Annotated in this window: 12 protein-coding genes; all 12 read left to right on the forward strand. The window is 73.0% G+C overall.

What is annotated here, in order from left to right:
• Positions 1–32: 32 nt before the first annotated feature.
• Positions 33–1,232, forward strand: coding sequence for a Gfo/Idh/MocA family protein (locus tag BJ993_RS14430; protein ID WP_218864706.1), 1,200 nt, complete (start codon positions 33–35; stop codon positions 1,230–1,232).
• Complete coding sequence (gene xylA, locus BJ993_RS14435; protein WP_179649469.1) at positions 1,229–2,392, forward strand: xylose isomerase; 1,164 nt, start codon at positions 1,229–1,231, stop codon at positions 2,390–2,392. Before BJ993_RS14430 ends, xylA begins: the two co-directional genes overlap by 4 nt.
• Positions 2,393–2,528: 136 nt before the next feature.
• The gene (locus BJ993_RS14440) at positions 2,529–8,618 is read left to right on the forward strand and encodes a ThuA domain-containing protein (protein ID WP_179649471.1); all 6,090 of its coding nucleotides are present in this window, start codon (positions 2,529–2,531) and stop codon (positions 8,616–8,618) included.
• Between the two features lie 278 nt (positions 8,619–8,896).
• Positions 8,897–9,904, forward strand: coding sequence for a sugar phosphate isomerase/epimerase family protein (locus BJ993_RS14445; protein ID WP_179649474.1), 1,008 nt, complete (start codon positions 8,897–8,899; stop codon positions 9,902–9,904).
• Positions 9,901–10,875 (forward strand): helix-turn-helix domain-containing protein, encoded by a 975-nt coding sequence (locus tag BJ993_RS14450; protein ID WP_179649476.1) that lies wholly within the window; start codon positions 9,901–9,903, stop codon positions 10,873–10,875. The genes BJ993_RS14445 and BJ993_RS14450 overlap by 4 nt, the downstream gene beginning before the upstream one ends.
• Positions 10,872–12,263 carry a xylulokinase gene (gene xylB, locus BJ993_RS14455; RefSeq protein ID WP_179649478.1) on the forward strand — a complete coding sequence of 464 codons (1,392 nt, stop codon included), beginning with the start codon at positions 10,872–10,874 and terminating at the stop codon, positions 12,261–12,263. The genes BJ993_RS14450 and xylB overlap by 4 nt, the downstream gene beginning before the upstream one ends.
• Positions 12,264–12,307: 44 nt before the next feature.
• On the forward strand, positions 12,308–13,459 hold the full coding sequence (locus BJ993_RS14460) for an inositol-3-phosphate synthase (RefSeq protein WP_179649480.1): 1,152 nt from the start codon (positions 12,308–12,310) through the stop codon (positions 13,457–13,459).
• Positions 13,456–14,334 (forward strand): SCO3242 family prenyltransferase, encoded by an 879-nt coding sequence (locus BJ993_RS14465; RefSeq protein WP_308645574.1) that lies wholly within the window; start codon positions 13,456–13,458, stop codon positions 14,332–14,334. The genes BJ993_RS14460 and BJ993_RS14465 overlap by 4 nt, the downstream gene beginning before the upstream one ends.
• Positions 14,331–15,200, forward strand: a complete 870-nt coding sequence (locus BJ993_RS14470; protein ID WP_179649482.1) for a sugar phosphate isomerase/epimerase family protein — start codon at positions 14,331–14,333, stop codon at positions 15,198–15,200. Before BJ993_RS14465 ends, BJ993_RS14470 begins: the two co-directional genes overlap by 4 nt.
• Positions 15,197–15,835, forward strand: coding sequence for an EboA domain-containing protein (locus BJ993_RS14475; protein ID WP_179649484.1), 639 nt, complete (start codon positions 15,197–15,199; stop codon positions 15,833–15,835). The genes BJ993_RS14470 and BJ993_RS14475 overlap by 4 nt, the downstream gene beginning before the upstream one ends.
• A 1-nt stretch (position 15,836) precedes the next feature.
• Positions 15,837–16,718 carry a TatD family hydrolase gene (locus tag BJ993_RS14480; RefSeq protein WP_179649486.1) on the forward strand — a complete coding sequence of 294 codons (882 nt, stop codon included), beginning with the start codon at positions 15,837–15,839 and terminating at the stop codon, positions 16,716–16,718.
• Complete coding sequence (gene eboE, locus BJ993_RS14485) at positions 16,715–17,881, forward strand: metabolite traffic protein EboE (RefSeq protein WP_179649488.1); 1,167 nt, start codon at positions 16,715–16,717, stop codon at positions 17,879–17,881. Before BJ993_RS14480 ends, eboE begins: the two co-directional genes overlap by 4 nt.
• Positions 17,882–17,892: the final 11 nt, after the last annotated feature.

Here is a 17,892-nt window from a genome sequence, read left to right on the forward strand (position 1 = left end):
GGGGTGGGCACCTGCCAGAAAACAGGTGAGCCATGTCCTCGGACACCCCCCAGACCAGCGGTTCCACCGGCGCCGTCCTCAACATCGGCATGGTCGGCCACTCGTTCATGGGTGCCGCCCACTCGCAGGCGTGGCGCTCCGCCGGGCGCTTCTTCGACCTGCCGCTCGCCCCGGTGATGCAGGTCCTCGGCGGGCGCGACGAAGCCCGTACGGCGGCCGCCGCCGCCCGGCTCGGGTGGAACCAGCACGTCACCGACTGGCGTGAGCTCGTCCACCGCGAGGACGTCGACGTGGTCGACATCTGCACCCCGGGCGACTCGCACGCGGAGATCGCCATCGCCGCCCTGGCCGCCGGCAAGCACGTCCTGTGCGAGAAGCCGCTGGCCAACTCGGTGGCCGAGGCCGAGGAGATGACCCGTGCCGCCGCGGAGGCGGCGCAGCGCGGCGTACGCGCGATGGTGGGCTTCACCTACCGCCGGGTGCCGGCGATCGCCCTGGCCCGCAAGCTGGTCGCCGACGGCCGGCTGGGCACCGTCCGCCACGTCCGCGCGCAGTACCTCCAGGACTGGATCGCCGACCCGGAGGCGCCGCTCTCGTGGCGGCTGCAGAAGGAGCGCGCCGGCTCGGGGTCGCTGGGCGACATCGGCGCCCACGTCATCGACCTCGCGCAGTACATCACCGGCGACGCGATCACCGAGGTCTCCGGCCACCTGGAGACCTTCGTCAAGGAGCGCCCCCTCGCGGCCGAGCACGCCGGCCTCTCCGGCACCGCGTCGGAGGAGCGCGGCGAGGTCACCGTCGACGACGCCGCGATGTTCCTGGCCCGCTTCGCGTCCGGCGCGGCCGGGGTCTTCGAGGCGACCCGCTTCGCGACCGGCCGCAAGAACGCGATCCGGATCGAGGTCAACGGCTCGCTCGGCAGCCTCGCCTTCGACTTCGAGGACATGAACGTCCTGCAGTTCTTCGACGCGACCCTCGCGGACGAGGAGGCCGGCTTCCGCCGGATCCTCGTCACCGAGCCGACCCACCCGTACGTCGCCGCCTGGTGGCCGCCCGGCCACGGGCTGGGCTACGAGCACGGCTTCACCCACCAGGTCGTCGACCTGGTGACCGCCATCGCGGACGGCACCCAGCCCACGCCGACCTTCGCCGATGGCCTGCAGATCCAGAGAGTGCTCGACGCCGTCGAGACGAGTTCCGCGACCCGCACCTGGCAGGAGATCACCGCATGACCGACCCGTACCAGCCCGTCCCCGAGGACAAGTTCTCCTTCGGTCTCTGGACCGTCGGATGGGAGGGCGTCGACGTCTTCGGCCCGGCCAGCAGGCCGCCGCTCGACCCGGTCGAGAGCACCTACAAGCTCGCCGAGCTCGGCGCCGCCGCCGTCACCTTCCACGACGACGACCTGCTGCCCGACGACAGCACCCGCGACGTGACCCTCAAGCGCTTCGAGCAGGCGCTGTCCGAGAGCGGCCTCCGCTGCGAGATGGTGACCACGAACCTGTTCAGCCACCCGGTCTTCAAGGAGGGCGGACTCACCGCCAACGACCGGACGGTACGCCGCTACGCGCTCGCCAAGGTGCTGCGCAATATCGACCTGGCGGCCTCGCTCGGCGCGGAGACCTTCGTGATGTGGGGCGGGCGCGAGGGCGCCGAGCACGGCGCCAGCAAGCACATCCCGGCCGCGCTCGACCGCATGGCCGAGGCGCTCAACATCGTCTGTGCCTACGTGAAGGAGCAGGGCCACCACCTCCGCTTCGCCCTCGAGCCCAAGCCCAACGAGCCGCGCGGCGACATCCTGCTGCCGACGATCGGGCACGCCCTCGCCCTCATCTCCGAGCTCGAGCACCCCGAGATGGTCGGCCTGAACCCCGAGGTCGGCCACGAGGAGATGGCGGGACTGAACTTCGCGCACGGCATCGCGCAGGCGATGTGGCACGGCAAGCTCTTCCACGTCGACCTCAACGGCCAGCACGGCCCGCGCTTCGACCAGGACCTGCGCTTCGGCGCCGGCAACCTGCGGGGGGCCTTCTGGACCGTGGACACGCTGCTCGGCGGCGGCCAGGCGGCGCCGTACCAGGGCTATGTGCACTTCGACTTCAAGCCGCCCCGGGCCGAGGGCCTCGACGGGGTCTGGGAGTCGGCGCGCGGCTGCATGCGCAACTACCTGATCCTGCGGGAGCGGGCGCTCGCCTTCCGCGCCGACCCCGAGGTCCGCGCGGCGCTCGACGCGGCGCGGGTCGAGGAGCTCTCCACCCCCACCGTGGCGCCGGGCGAGCCGCTGTCGGCGCTGCGTGACGCGGACTACGACCTGGCCGCCCTGACCGCACGCAGCGTGGCCATGGAGGCGCTCGACCAGCTGGCGATGGACCACCTGCTCGGCGCCCGCTGACGCCCGCCGCCCCTGTCCCTCGACCCCCACAGCAGCACCCGCACCACCAGCACGACCAGCACGACCAGGGCCGAACGCCCGGGGACCCGCCCCGGAACCGATGGAGCGCAATCCGTCACCAACGAAGGGAATCGTGATGAAGAACGTCATCACGCGGCTACGGAAGGGCTCGCGCGCAACGCTCGGCACGACCGTCGCCATGATCGTGTCGTTGCCCTTGGGCGCGGCAGCCCTCGCCGTACCAGCCGCGGCAGCCGAGCCGGCACCCGCGGCCGTCGCATCGGCCGAGGGTCCCGCCACCGCGAAGAGTCCTGCGGAGGCGGCTCCTCCGAGCAACGCCGTTCCGTGGACGGCCGACGAGGTGGCAGCCGCCGCCGAGGCCGACGAGTTCGACGCCCTGGTCTTCTCGAAGACCGCTGCCTTCCGGCACAGCAACATCGACGAGGGCATCACCGCCATCCAGCAGCTCGGCACCGCCAACGGCTTCAACGTCACGGCGACCGAGGACGCCGCGGCCTTCACCGACGAGAACCTCGCCCAGTACGAGGTCGTCATCTTCCTCTCCACCACCGGCGACGTGCTCAACGAGGCCCAGCAGGGCGCGTTCGAGCGCTACATCCAGGCCGGTGGCGGGTACGCCGGCATCCATGCGGCCTCCGACACCGAGTACTCGTGGCCCTGGTACGGCAACCTGGTCGGCTCCTACTTCAACAACCACCCCGCGGGCACCCCGACCGCGACCGTCAAGGTCGAGGACCCGGCCCACGCCTCGACCGCCGGCATCGACCGGCGGTGGGAGCGCACGGACGAGTGGTACAACTTCCGCACGAACCCGCGCGGCAAGGTCCACGTCCTCGCGTCGATGGACGAGACGACCTACGCGCCGGGCGGCGGCGCGATGGGTGCCGAGCACCCGATCGCCTGGTGCCAGGACTACGACGGCGGCCGCAGCTGGTACACCGGCATGGGCCACACCGAGGCGTCCTTCACCGACGCGAAGTTCCTCAAGCACATCCTCGGCGGCATCAAGACCGCCGCGGGCGTCGTACCGTCCGACTGCAAGGCGACGCTCGAGCCGAGCTTCGAGAAGGTCGCGCTCGACGAGAACACGTCGAACCCGATGGAGCTCGACATCGCCGACGACGGCCGGGTCTTCTACATCGACCGCAACGGCGCCGTCCGCATCATCCTCACCAACGGCTCCGTGGTGACGGCGGGCACGATCCCGGTCTACACCGGCCAGGAGTTCGGCCTGCTGGGCATCGCCCTCGACCCGAACTTCTCGACCAACAACTGGGTCTACCTCTACTACTCGCCGACGGGGTCGACCCCGACCGACCGCATCGCGCGGTACACGATGTCGGGCAACACGCTGCAGCTCGACAGTGCGACCACGATCCTCGACGTGCCGACGCAGCGCGACCAGTGCTGCCACGCCGGCGGGTCGATGGAGTTCGACAAGGACGGCAACCTCTACCTCGCGACGGGTGACAACACGAACCCGTTCGACTCCGGTGGCTACACCCCGATCGACGAGCGCCCCGGCCGCAGCGCCTGGGACGCCCAGCGCACGGCGGGCAACACCAACAGCCTCAACGGCAAGGTGCTGCGCATCAAGCCGCTCCCGGCCGGCGGCTACTCGATCCCGGCGGGCAACCTGTTCGACGAGGCCAGCGACACCGACCAGAAGACCCGGCCCGAGATCTACGCGATGGGCTTCCGCAACCCCTTCCGGATCGGCCTGGACGAGCAGAACAACCACCTGCTCGTGGCCGACTACGGCCCGGACGCCGGTTCGGTGAGCGACACCCGTGGCCCGAACGGCCGCGTCGAGTGGAACGTGCTCGCCGAGCCCGGCAACTACGGCTGGCCCTACTGCGTCGGCGACAACGCGGCGTACAACGACTACAACTTCGCCAGCAGCACCGCGGGTGCGGCGTTCAACTGCGCCAACCCCGTCAACGACTCGCCGAACAACACCGGCCGGACGCAGCTCCCGCCGGCGAAGCGCGCGGTCATGTGGCAGAGCAACAACGGCTCGATCACCGGCACCCCGGAGATCGGCGCCAGCGGTGCCCCGATGACCTCGGGCACCTACTCGTACGACGCCGACCTGGTCTCCGACCGCAAGTGGCCGGCGTACTTCGACAGCAAGGCGATCTGGGCGGACTGGAACAACAGCCGCCTGTTCACCGTGCAGATGAACGAGGGCGGCACCGGTTACACCGACATCAACCGCTTCCTGCCCAACCTGCCGATGGTCCGGCCGCACGCGCTGCAGTTCGGTCCCGACGGTGCGCTCTACATGATCGAGTGGGGCAGCGGCTTCAACGGGAACAACGCCGACTCGGGCATCTACCGGATCGACTACGTCGAGGGCAACCGCGCCCCGGTGGCCCGGGCGACGACCGACAAGACGTCGGGTCCGGCGCCGCTGACGGTCCAGTTCGACGGCTCCGACTCCTTCGACCCCGACACCGGGGACGCGACCGGGATGTCGTACGCCTGGGACTTCGACGGCGACGGTGACACCGACGCCACGACGCCGACGGGCAGCCACACCTACACCGAGGCCGGCAACTACACCGCCCGCCTCACGGTGACCGACGAGGGCGGTCGCACCGGGACGACGAACATCGACATCGTCGCCGGCAACACCGCTCCGACCGTGGAGCTGCTCGCTCCGCCGGACGGTGGCTTCTTCGACTTCGGCGACACCCTGAAGTACGAGGTCAAGGTGACCGACCCGGAGGACGGGGCGATCGACTGCGACCGCGTCGTCGTACAGCCGGGCCTCGGCCACGACCAGCACTCGCACGACTACGAGCAGTACCACGGGTGCAGCGGCTCCCTGGCGCTCCCGGGCGACGTCGGCCACGTCGGCGCGAACATCTTCGGCACGATCAAGGCCACCTACACCGACGACGGTGCGGGTGCGGCCGGAGAGCTGACCGGTGTCGACGGCATCGTCGTCCACACGAAGCACAAGGAGGCGGAGTTCTTCGACGAGACCGGGCGCACCGGGACCGGCACCGGCACGGCCGGTGTGACGACCCAGACCACCACCGACTCCGGCGGCGGCCTCAACGTCACCGGCGTGGAGACCGGCGACTGGTTCCGCTGGGACGTCATGAACCTGACCGGCATCACCGGCGCGAAGCTGCGCGTCGCCTCGACCACCACCGGCGCGGAGTTCGCGATCCGGCAGGGGTCGCCGACCGGCACCACGATCGGCACCGTCACGGTCCCGAACACCGGTGGGGCGCAGACCTTCCAGGACGTCTCGACCACCTTCACCGGCGCCACGACGGACAGCGCACCGCTGTACTTCGTCGCGACGACGGGTGGCGCGAACGTCAACTGGATCGAGTTCGCAGGCCGCGGCATCACCGACAACCAGCCGCCGACGGTCGCCATCGAGGCCAGCACGCTCCGTGGCGAGGCGCCGCTGCCGGTGCAGTTCACCAGCACGGTGAACGACCCCGACGGTGACACCCCGGTCGAGTACGAGTGGGACTTCGGCGACAACGCCACCTCCACCGAGGCGAACCCGAGCCACACCTTCACCACGCCGGGCAAGTACGTCGTCTCGCTGACCGCGACCGACGCCCGGGGAGCGAAGAGCAACCGCACGCTCGAGGTGACCGTCCTGCAGGCGCTGGACATCTGCTTCAGCGGTCGCTCGGACGACTTCGTGGGCGACGCCCTCGACACCGACCGCTGGAACCGCAGCGTTCGCGTCGACCAGTCGCTGACGGTGGCGGACGGGACGCTCAACATCCCGATCACCGCGACCGACATCTACCAGACCACCAACACCACGCCGAACATCGTGCTGCAGGACCTCCCTGCCGGTGCCTTCGAGGCGACGACGCGGCTCACGCTGCCGGCGGTGCGGTCGTACCAGCAGGCCGGACTGGTGGTCTACGGCGACGACAACAACTACCTGAAGCTCGTCTACTCGGGACGCTCCAGCTCCCCGGACAAGGCGAGCAACGTCATCCAGGTCGCCAAGGAGGTCAACGCCACCGCGTCGGAGACCAACTCCGCCAACCTCGGGGCCGACTTCCCCGACACGGTGTGGTTGCGGATCTCGAGCACGAACGGGAACGCCGTCACCACGTCGTACAGCACCGATGGTGCGACCTGGACGACGTTGTCGACGAACCGTGACCTGACCGGCATCACCGCGCCCAAGGTCGGACTGCTCGCGCTGGGCAACCAGGCCGCCGCGGTCGGGATCACCGCCCAGTTCGACTACTTCACCCTCACCCCCGACGACACGGCCGAGCCGTGCGCCCCGGACTGCCTCGTCGAGAACTTCGACGGGAACGCCCTGGGTGAGGGCTGGGACGTCGTCCGGCCGAGCGGCAACCTCTCGGTCTCCGGCGGCTCGGTGAAGATCCCGCTCGAGGCGACGGACCTCTACCAGGGCACGAACACCGCACGGGACCTGGTCCTCACCGACCTGCCCGACGGCCCGTTCGTGGTCACGACCAAGGTCAGCGCCCCGATCAACCGGTCCTACCAGTCGGCGGGCCTGCTGCTCTACGGCAATGACGACAACTACATCAAGCACGTGTTCCAGGGCCGCAGCAGCGACCCGAGCGCGGCGTCCAACATCATCCAGACGGCGAAGGAGGTCGGCGGCACCGCCACCGAGACCAACACCCCGGGCCTCGGGGCGAGCTTCCCGAGCACCGTGTGGCTGCGCCTCACCAGCGACGACGGTGAGCAGGTCATCGGTTCCTACAGCACCGACGGCGAGACCTGGACGGAGATGTCCGGCGGGTACGACCTGACCGGCATCACCAACCCCCGGGTCGGCCTGCTGGCCGCGGCCAACACCGCGAACGGCGCCGGCATCACCGCCAGCTTCGACTGGTTCACGCTCGGCGAGGACGCCACCTGTGAGCCGGACGGCGGGGAGCCGACCGACACCACCGCACCGACCACGACCATCACGGTCCCGGCGGCGGACGGCGAGGCCGGCTGGCACACCACCCGGCCGTCGTTCACCCTGACGGCCACCGACGGTGCGGAGGGCTCGGGCGTCGCATCGGTCGAGTACCGCATCGCCGGAGGTGCCTGGACGCCGTACACCACGGCGGTCGAGGTGAGCGGTGAGGGCGAGCGCCTGGTCGAGTTCCGTGCGACGGACGAGGCCGGCAACGTCGAGGAGACCAGGTCCAGCACGGTCAAGGTCGACACCGTCGTCCCGACCGTCACCGCGGACGAGACGGGCACCCGGACCAAGACGCTGACGCTCAGCGCCAGCGACGCGACGTCCGGAGTGGACCGGATCGAGTACCAGGTCGGCACCGCGACCACGTGGTCGGACTACAGCTCGCCGCTGTCGTTCGAGGACGTCGGCACCCACGTCGTGCGCTACCGCGCGGTCGACGTGGCGGGCAACGTCTCCGCGGTGGGCACCTCCACCGTCGAGGTCGGGCCCATCACCGCCCCGAAGGTCACCGTCACGACCGACCCCGCCGCTCCGAACGGGCGCAAGGGCTGGTTCGCCGGACCCGTCACGGTCACCCTGACCGGGACCGGCGGCGACGGCGACCTGACGCTGGAGTACCGCACCGGCAAGGGCTCGTGGACGACGTACACCGCTCCGTTCCGCATCACCAAGGACGGTGTCACGAAGCTCGAGGCCCGGGCGCGCGACGAGGCGGGCACCGTCTCGGCGGTCGTCGGCAAGACGTTCAAGATCGACGACACCGCACCGGCGCTGAGCGTCAGCGGGATCGCGAACGGCGCGCAGCTGAGCGTGGCGACGGTCCGCACGGTGCAGGTCACGGCAGCGGACCCGACGTCCGGCGTCGTGAGCAGGTCGGTCCGCCTCGACGGCAAGGTCGTGGCGTCCCGGACGCGCATCGATGCACTGGTGCTGCGGACCGGTACCCACCGCCTGGCGGTCGTCGTCACCGACGAGGCCGGCAACCAGCGGACGCGGACGGTCACCTTCAAGGTGGTCGCCACGTACGCCGGCGGCAGGGCGTTGGTCGACCGGCTCGACCGTGAGAACCGGATCGGAGCCCGGCTCGCCGGGAAGCTCGAGAGCGCCCTCATCACGGCGCAGCGAGCCGACGGACGCGGGGACGAGCGTCAGGCCAGCCAGGCCCTGACCAGGTTCCGGGTCCTCGCCTCCGGCATCCGGAGCACCGTGGTGAGGACCGCTCTCACGGACCTCGCCCGCCGGCTGGATGCCCAGCTGTAGGCGAGCGGAACCGGAGAGGAGAACGTTCGCCGATGGGATCGCCCCGCCACGTCGCACCACCAGGTGAGGCAGCCGACGGCCAGCAGGATCGGCCCTGCCGGCCGGCCGGTGGGTGGGGTCCCCGTCCCGGACGGGGGAGCGGCGCCGCGAGGCGCCGCTCCCCGCGGCCCGGTGCCGGGACCGTGCGCTCCGTCCCGGCACCGGCCCGCACGGGCTGCCCGCCGACCAGAACCTGAACCACCACCACCCGCACATCCACCGCAACCCGAGGAGACGCCATGGCACGCCCGATCACCCTGTTCACCGGCCAGTGGGCCGACCTGCCCTTCGAGGAGGTCTGCAGTCTCGCCTCCGAGTGGGGGTACGACGGCCTGGAGATCGCCTGCTGGGGCGACCACCTCGACCCGTGGCGGGCCGCCGAGGACGACGCCTACGTCCAGGAGAAGCTCGACCTGCTCGAGAAGTACAACCTCCGCACCTGGGCCATCTCCAACCACCTGACCGGCCAGGCCGTCTGCGACGACCCGATCGACGGGCGCCACCAGGCGATCCTCTCCGACCGGGTCTGGGGCGACGGCGACGCCGAGGGCGTGCGCCGGCGCGCGGCCGAGGAGATCACGATGACCGCGCGCAGCGCGCAGCGGCTGGGCGTGAAGACCGTCATCGGCTTCACCGGCTCGGCCATCTGGAAGTACGTCGCCATGTTCCCGCCCGCGACCGAGGAGATGGTGGCCGCCGGCTACCGCGACTTCGCCGACCGCTGGAACCCGATCCTCGACGTGTTCGACGAGTGCGGCGTCCGCTTCGCCCACGAGGTGCACCCCTCCGAGATCGCCTACGACTACTGGACCACGGTCGCGACCCTCGACGCGATCGGCCACCGCGAGGCCTTCGGCCTCAACTGGGACCCGTCGCACTTCGTGTGGCAGGACCTCGACCCGGTCGGCTTCCTCTGGGACTTCAAGGACCGGATCTACCACGTCGACTGCAAGGACGCGAAGAAGCAGGTCGGCAACGGCCGCAACGGCCGAATGGGCTCGCACCTGCCGTGGGCCGACCCGCGTCGCGGCTGGGACTTCGTCTCGACCGGGCACGGCGACGTCCCGTGGGAGGCGTCCTTCCGGATGCTCAACACGATCGGGTACGACGGCCCCATCTCGGTCGAGTGGGAGGACGCCGGCATGGACCGCCTCGTCGGCGCCCCCGAGGCGCTCGCGTTCGTCCGTCGCCTCGCCTTCGACCCGCCGAGCGCGGCGTTCGACGCGGCCTTCTCCTCCTCGTCGTGAGGCCGGGACCGGTCATGCAGGCAGCGTCGGCGGACCTCGGGGCGACGGCCGTCGCGCCGCTGGACCTGCGGTCGCGGCGCGGCGAGCTCGGGCTCTCCGCGCCGGACGTCGCGAGGTCGGTCGGCGTGCAGACCGCGACGGTGCTGCGCTGGGAGCGCGGGGAGAGGCTGCCCGGGCCGAGCGTCATCGACCGCCTCGCCCAGGTGCTCGCGGCCGACCGTGCCGCGGTGGTCCGCTTCTTCGACGCGCACCGTCCTCCGGCCGCCCCGAGGACGCGGGTCAGGGCGACCGGGCTGCGTGGCCTACGGCGCCGGCAGGGCTGGTCGGCCGCGTACGTCGCCGACCGGCTGGGCGTGCCCGTGGCGACCGTCTTCAACTGGGAGGCGGGCCGGGCGGGCATGCCGGTCGCCATGGTCCCCCGTGTCGTGGACCTCATGAGCGGGCGCGACGACGCCCTCACGCCGCACACCGTGCGCACCCTGCTCACCCGCCCCCGGGCGCAGCGGCCGATGCGGCACGGGCCGCTGCGCCGGGCGCGGGGGAGGCGGGGGCTCTCGCAGCAGCGCCTCGCCGACGAGCTCGGGGTCTCCCGCCAGCTCGTGGGGTGCTGGGAGCGCGGCCTCGCGCCGCACATCGCCCACCAGCGCCGGCTCGCCCGCGTCCTCGGCACCGACGTCGCGACGGTCAGCGGGTGGTTCGCCACCCCGCCGCCGATCGGACTCCGGCCGGCCCTCTGGCGCCCCGGCGACCTGGGCCAGGTGCTGCGGGACCTCCGCGCGTGGAGCGGCCTGCGGCAGTGCGACGTCGCCCGGCACTGCGGCCGCTCGACCGCGACGGTCCGGGCATGGGAGACGGGGCGCACGGTGCCCCCGGCCGGGCAGCGCGAGCTGCTCGCGGACCTCTTCCGGCTGCCGCCGACGGCCTTCGACGCGGCACTCCCGCAGGCGCCGGGCGGGGGAGACGAGCGATGACACTCGTCCTCGGTGTCGACTCCTCGACCCAGTCCACCAAGGCCGTCCTCGTCGACGTCGACGACGGCATGGTCGTCGACTCGCGCACGGCGCCCCACCCCGCCGGCACCGAGGTCGATCCCCGGGCCTGGCTGGCGGCGTACGACGACGCGGCGGGGCCGCTGCTCCACCGCGCCGCCGCGGTGTCGGTCGCCGGCCAGCAGCACGGCATGGTCGCCCTCGACGCCGTGGGTGACCCGGTCCGTCCCGCCCTGCTGTGGAACGACATCCGCTCCGCGGGCGCGGCCCGCACGCTCGTCGAGGAGATGGGCGGTGCGCAGGCGTGTGCCGAGGCCGTCGGGAGCGTGCTGGTGGCGTCGTTCACCTCGACCAAGCTGCGCTGGCTCCGCGACCACGAGCCGGCCGCCGCCGACCGCGTGGCGGAGGTGCTCCTCCCGCACGACTTCGTCGCCCGGCACGCGGCGGCACCCGGGACGCGGTCCTTCACCGACCGCGGCGACGCGTCGGGGACGGGCTACTACGACACGGCCGGCGGCACCTGGCGCCCCGACCTCCTGGCGGCGGCGCTCGGCCACGACGCCGCGCTGCCCGAGGTGGTGGCCGGCGGTGCCGTCGCGGCCACGACGCAGGACGGCGCCGTCGTCGCCGCGGGCACCGGCGACAACATGGGCGGTGCGCTGGGCATGGCGCTGGAGCCCGGTGACCTCCTCGTCTCGGTGGGGACGAGCGGCGTGGTCTCCGCCATCAGCCCCCGCCCGGTCGCGGACGGGTCCGGTGTCGTCACCGGCTTCGCCGACGCCCACGCCGGCTTCCTGCCGATGGTCACGACCATGAACGCCGCCGGGATCCTCGACCTCCAGGCGCGCTGGCTCGGCGTCGACCACGCCGCGCTCGCCTCGCTCGCGCTGTCCGCGCCGTGGGGGTCCGGGGGAGTGAGCCTGCTGCCCTACTACGGGGGAGAGCGCACGCCGAACCGCCCCGACGCGGTCGGGACCTGGCACGGCCTGACCTCCACGACGACCCGTGCCGAGCTCGCCCGAGCGGCCTTCGAGGCCCTGCTCTGCTCGCTCGCCGACGCCGTCGACCAGCTCATCGCCACCACCGGCCTCGAGCCGAACCGCCTGTTCCTGGTCGGTGGTGCCACCCGCAGCCCCGCCCTCCGGGCGATGGCGCCGGCCCTGCTCGGCCGCGCCGTGACGCTCCCGCCCCCCGGTGAGTACGTCGCCCTCGGCGCCGCCCGCCAGGCGGCATGGGCCCTCGCCGGCACCGCCGACCCGCCGTCGTGGGGACGGCGCTCCGTCGAGGAGCTGGCCCCGCCCGGCGACAGCGACGAGGCAGCAGCCGCCGAGGTGCGGGCGGCGTACGCCCGTCTCCGCGACCGCACCTGACCGACCCCGCGGCTCCCGCCGCCCCACGAGATTCGAGGACCCCCATGACCAGCAACGACCTTCCCGTGAACGCCCCGACGACCGGCAACACCGGCGTGTGGTTCATCGGTGCGCGCGGCTCGGTCGCGACGACCGCGGTGGTGGGTGCCCTCGGCGCGAGCCACGGGCTGGTCCCTGCGACGGGGCTCGTGACCGAGCTGCCCGAGCTCCACCCGGAGGGGCTCCCCGACCTGTCCAGCCTGTTCTTCGGTGGGCACGAGGTCGGCGGTGGGTCGCTGGCCAAGAAGGCCGAGGCGCTCGTGGCGGGCGGCGTGCTCCCGGCGGCCGTCGTCAGCGCCGTGGCGGCTGACCTGGAGGCCGTCGACGTGGCGATCCGGCCGGGGCACGTCGCGGGCGAGGAGACCGCTGCCGCCGCCGTCGAACGGCTCGCCGCCGACATCTCCGGGTTCCGGGAGCGGCACCGGCTCGACCGGGTCGTCGTGGTCGACGTCGCCAGCACCCAGCCGCCGGTCGACGACCCGGTGCAGGTGCGGGGCGTCACGGACGGCCTGCCGGTCACCGCGGTCTACGCGCTCGCCGCGTTCCGGGCCGGGGCGTCGTACGTCTCGTTCACGCCCAGCCCGTGCCTGCGCCTGCCGGTGGTGCTGGAGGCAGCCGAGCGCAGCGGGCTTCCCTACGCGGGCTGCGACGGCAAGACGGGGGAGACCCTGGTGAAGTCGGCGCTCGCACCGATGTTCGCGATGCGCGCCCTCGACCTGCGCTCCTGGACGTCGATCAACCTCCTCGGTGGCGGCGACGGCGCGACCCTGGCGGACCCCGCCGCGGCGCGGAGCAAGACGGTCGCCAAGCGCAGCGGCCTCGACGCGATCGTCGGCCGGCCGGTCCCGGGCCCGATGCACATCGACAACGTCGAGGACCTCGGCGAGTGGAAGACGGCCTGGGACCACGTCCGGTTCGACGGCTTCCTCGGCACGCGGATGACCCTGCAGTTCACCTGGCAGGGCTGCGACTCGGCCCTGGCCGCGCCACTCGTCCTCGACCTGGTGCGCCTGATGTCCACCGCGCACGCGGCCGGCCGGACCGGGCCGCAGGCCGAGCTCGCCTTCTTCTTCAAGGACCCCGTCGGTGCGACGGAGCACCGGCTCTCCGAGCAGTGGCGGGCGCTGGTCGAGTGGCGTGAGGGGCTGGACGCGTGACCGCCCTGCCTGCCGCACGGGACCTGGCCGAGCTGGTCCGGCTGCCGGCTGCGCTGACGGTGCCGGGCGACGCGTGGTCCGGGGCCGCGTGGGCCGGGACGTCCGCCGCCGGCAGCGGGCTGATGCCGGTCGGCTCCGTGCTCCTGTACTGGTCGGGCATGGCGCTCAACGACTGGGCCGACCGAGCGGTCGACGCCGTCGAGCGGCCCGAGCGGGTCATCCCGTCCGGTCGCGTGCAGGCGCCGACGGCCCTGGCGATCGCGGCCGGCCTCGGCGTCGCCGGCGTGGCCGTGACCGCCGCGGTGGGTGGGCGCCGGGCACTGCGGGTCAGCGTCCCGCTCGCCGCGCTCGTCGCCACCTACGACGTCCTCGCCAAGGACTCACCTGCCGGGCCCGTCGTCATGGCCTCGACGCGGGGGCTCGACGTCCTGCTCGCCGCTGCGGCCGCCCCCGGCGCGGCGGCCCGACCCGCCGCTGCCGTGGCCGTCCACACGGCCGGGGTCACCCTGCTCAGCAGGGGAGAGGTGCACGGCGCGACGCCGGCGACGGCAGGCGCCGCCCTCGCCGCCACGGGCACCGCGCTCGGCATCCTGGCGTCGTCACTGCGCCGGGGGTCCGGGATCCCGCCCGGCCGGCGGCGTACCGCCGCGGCGTTCGCGCTCCTCTACGCAGCCCGGGTCGGTGTCGCACAGGCCCGCGCGGCCGCGTCCCCCGATGCCGGTACGGTCCGGGCCGCGACCGGCGCCGGCATCGGCGGCCTGACCTTCCTCCAGGCGGCCTGGCTCGCGGCTCGCGGCCGGTTCCTCCCGGCGGTCGTCGTGGCCGGCGCGAGCCCCGCCTTCCGTCGGGCGGCGCGGGCGGTGAGCCCGACATGACGGTGCGCCTCGGCTACGGCCTCAACGGGTTCGCCGGCCACCGGCTGGCCGACGCGTGCGCCGTCGTCTCCTCGATCGGCTACGAGGGCGTGGGCCTCACCCTCGACCAGCCGCACCTCGACCCCTTCGGCGACCTTCCCGGCCAGGTCGCCCAGGCGCGCCGCTGCCTGGAGGCGAACGGCCTCGCATCGGTCGTCGAGACCGGGTCGCGCTACGTGCTCGACCCCTGGCACAAGCACGAGCCGACGCTGGTCAGCGACGAGGGGCGCGAGCGCCGTGTCGAGCTGCTCCGCCGTGCGGTGCGCATCGCCTTCGAGCTCGGCTCGGAGGCCGTCTCCTGCTGGTCGGGCACGGCGCCCGCGGGCACCGGCCCGGAGGCGCTGTGGCAGCGGGTGGTCGACGGACTCGGCCCGGTCCTCGACGACGCGGCCGACCTCGGCGTCAGCGTCTGCGTCGAGCCCGAGCCGGGGATGTTCCTGGCGACCCTCGACGACGTCCTCGCCCTCCGGGAGCGGCTCGGTCGTCCCGAGCACCTGCGGGTGACCCTCGACCTGGGCCACCTCGTCTGCAACGAGCCGCGGACCCCTGCGGACACCGTGCGGCAGGCAGGCGCGCTCCTCGGCAACGTCCAGGTCGACGACATGGTCCGCGACGTCCACGAGCACCTCGAGCTGGGGACGGGCGAGCTCGACCTCGAAGCGGTGCTGGGCGCCCTCCTGGAGATCGGGTACGACGGCCTCGCCTGCGTCGAGCTGCCCCGGCACTCGCACGCCGCCCCTGCGGTGGCGGCGTCGAGCATGGTGGCGCTCCGGGCCTCGCTTGCCCGCATCGGCCATGCGTCCGGCGTCGCCGGGGGTGTGCGATGACGTCCGTGGCGCTGCTGGTCCGTCCCGGTGAGCTCAGGGCCGTGCTCGGAGCAGGCCGGGCCGACGCGCTCGACGAGCTCGTGGCCGGGGTCGTGGCCGACCCGGGCACCCTCGGCCGGGTCTTCCCCGCGGCGGCCCGGCGTACGGCGCGCGGCGAGCTCCCCGGCGGCGGACGCATCGAGGACGCCGTCCGGGTGGAGCTGGTCGCGGCTGCCGCGTCGGTCCTGACCCCGGGCGCGCTCGTCGAGGAGCTGGGCCTCGTCTACCACCACGGCGACGCCGACGAGCGACGCGCCGTGCTGCTGGGGCTCTCCGCCCTCGACGACCCGCAGGTCGACGGCTCGGCGATCCTCCTCGACGCGCTGCGGACCAACGACATCCGCCTGGTGACCGCCGCGATGGGCCGGCACGCGCGGACGCTGTCCCTCCACGACTGGCGCCACGGCGTCCTCAAGTGCCTCTTCGTCGGGGCTCCGCTGGCGCAGGTCGCCGACCTGGCCGAGCGCGCGGACGACGAGCTCGGCGCGATGGTCCGTCGCTACGTCCTCGAGCGGCAGGCAGCGGGCCGGTCGGTCCCCGACGACGCCCACCTCGTGCTCGAGCTGACCCACCCCACCCCTCCCCGGGAGTCCTGACATGCGCATCTTCGATCCCCACATCCACATGACCTCGCGCACGACCGACGACTACGAGCGGATGTACGACGCCGGCGTCCGCGCGCTCGTCGAGCCGGCCTTCTGGCTCGGGCAGCCTCGCACCAACGTCGGCTCCTTCACCGACTACTTCGACGCGCTGGTCGGCTGGGAGCGGTTCCGCGCAGCGCAGTTCGGCATCGCCCACCACTGCACGATCGCGCTCAACCCCAAGGAGGCCAACGACCCGCGCTGCACGGGGGTCCTCGACGTCCTGCCCCGCTACCTGGCCAAGGACGGCGTGGTCGCCGTCGGCGAGATCGGGTTCGACTCGATGACCGCGGAGGAGGAGAAGGCGTTCGTCCGGCAGCTCGAGCTGGCGGTCGAGTTCGAGCTGCCCGCGATGGTGCACACCCCGCACCGCGACAAGGAGGGCGGCACCCGGCGCACGCTGGAGCTCGTCGAGGCCTCCGGGCTCGCCCCGCACCGGGTCGTCGTCGACCACCTCAACGAGATGACGGTGGGGCAGGTCGCCGAGAGCGGCTGCTGGATGGGCTTCTCGATCTACCCGGACACCAAGATGGACGAGCACCGGATGGTGCGCATCCTCGAGGAGCGCGGCCTCGACCGGGTCCTCGTGAACTCCGCCGCCGACTGGGGCCGCAGCGACCCGCTCAAGACCGCCTCCACGGGCCGGGCGATGCTCGCCGCGGGCTTCTCCACGGACGACGTGGACCGGGTGCTGTGGCGCAACCCGCTGGAGTTCTTCGGGCAGAGCGGCCGGCTGCTGCTCGACGACCTGACGGAGACCACTGGCGGCATGCCGGACGGGGTGTCGACCTTCGAGGGCAACTCCGTGCTCCGCGGGGCGAGGGCCGACGCATGAGGTTCCGCCACCCCGACGGCTCGGTCGTCCACCTCGCCTACGGCACCAACGTGCTGCCTGCGCAGGACGTCGACGGCATCGTGGCGCAGGCGTCGGGGCTCGGCGACCGGCTGCGCGCGCACCTCGACGTCGACCGCGTGGGGCTCGGCATGTGGTTGCCCGCGACGGCGGCGTACCGGCTGATCGCGGACCCGGGCGACCTGGAGCGGCTGCGCAAGAGCCTCGACCACCACGGGGTCGAGGTGGTCACCGTGAACGCCTTCCCCCACGCCGACTTCCAGGGCGAGGTCGTCAAGAAGGCCGTCTACCACCCGGCGTGGAGCGAGCCCGAGCGGCTGCGCTACACCCTGGCGGCGGCACAGGTGCTGGCGGCGCTCCTGCCCGACGACGTCGACCGCGGGACGATCTCGACCCTGCCCCTGGGCTGGCGCGCGCCCTGGCTGGTGGACCGCCAGCACGCGGCGGAGCGCCATCTCGCCCAGCTCGCGGAGGGTCTCTCCACGATCGCCGGGGAGACCGGCCGCGCCGTCCGGGTCGGCCTCGAGCCGGAGCCCGGTTGTGCCGTCGAGACGGTCGACGAGGCCGTGGCCCGCCTCGCCGGGGTGGACCGGGACTGGATCGGTGTCTGCCTCGACCTGTGCCACCTGGCCGTCGGCTTCGACACGGCCGCCGCCGCCCTCGAGCGACTCGACGAGGCGGGCCTGGCGGTGGTCAAGGCCCAGCCGGCTGCCGCGCTGGTCGTCGACGACCCCGGCGACACGACCACGCGCTCCGCGCTCGCGGCGTACGCCGAGGACCGCTTCCTCCACCAGGTGCGCCAGGAGACCGGCGGCCGCCTGACCGGGCGCGACGACCTGCCCGACGCTCTCGACGGTCCGCGGAGCCTGCGCACCGGCCGGCCGTGGCGGGTCCACTTTCACGTGCCGGTGCACGCCGACCCGGCCCCGCCGCTGCGCAGCAGCCGCGACGAGCTGCGCGCCTCGCTGGCCGCCCTCGTGGGCGGGCCTCGCGCGCGCGTCCACCACCTGGAGGTCGAGACCTACACCTGGTCGGTCCTTCCCGGTGGCGGCCCGACCGACGACGACGCCTTCGCGGCAGCGCTCGCCGCCGAGCTCGCCTGGGTGCGCGCGGAGCTCCTCGACCTCGGCCTGACCGCCCTCTGAACCCATCCCCA

Origin of the sequence: Nocardioides aromaticivorans (genome assembly GCF_013408525.1) — a bacterium.
Lineage (GTDB): Bacteria > Actinomycetota > Actinomycetes > Propionibacteriales > Nocardioidaceae > Nocardioides > Nocardioides aromaticivorans.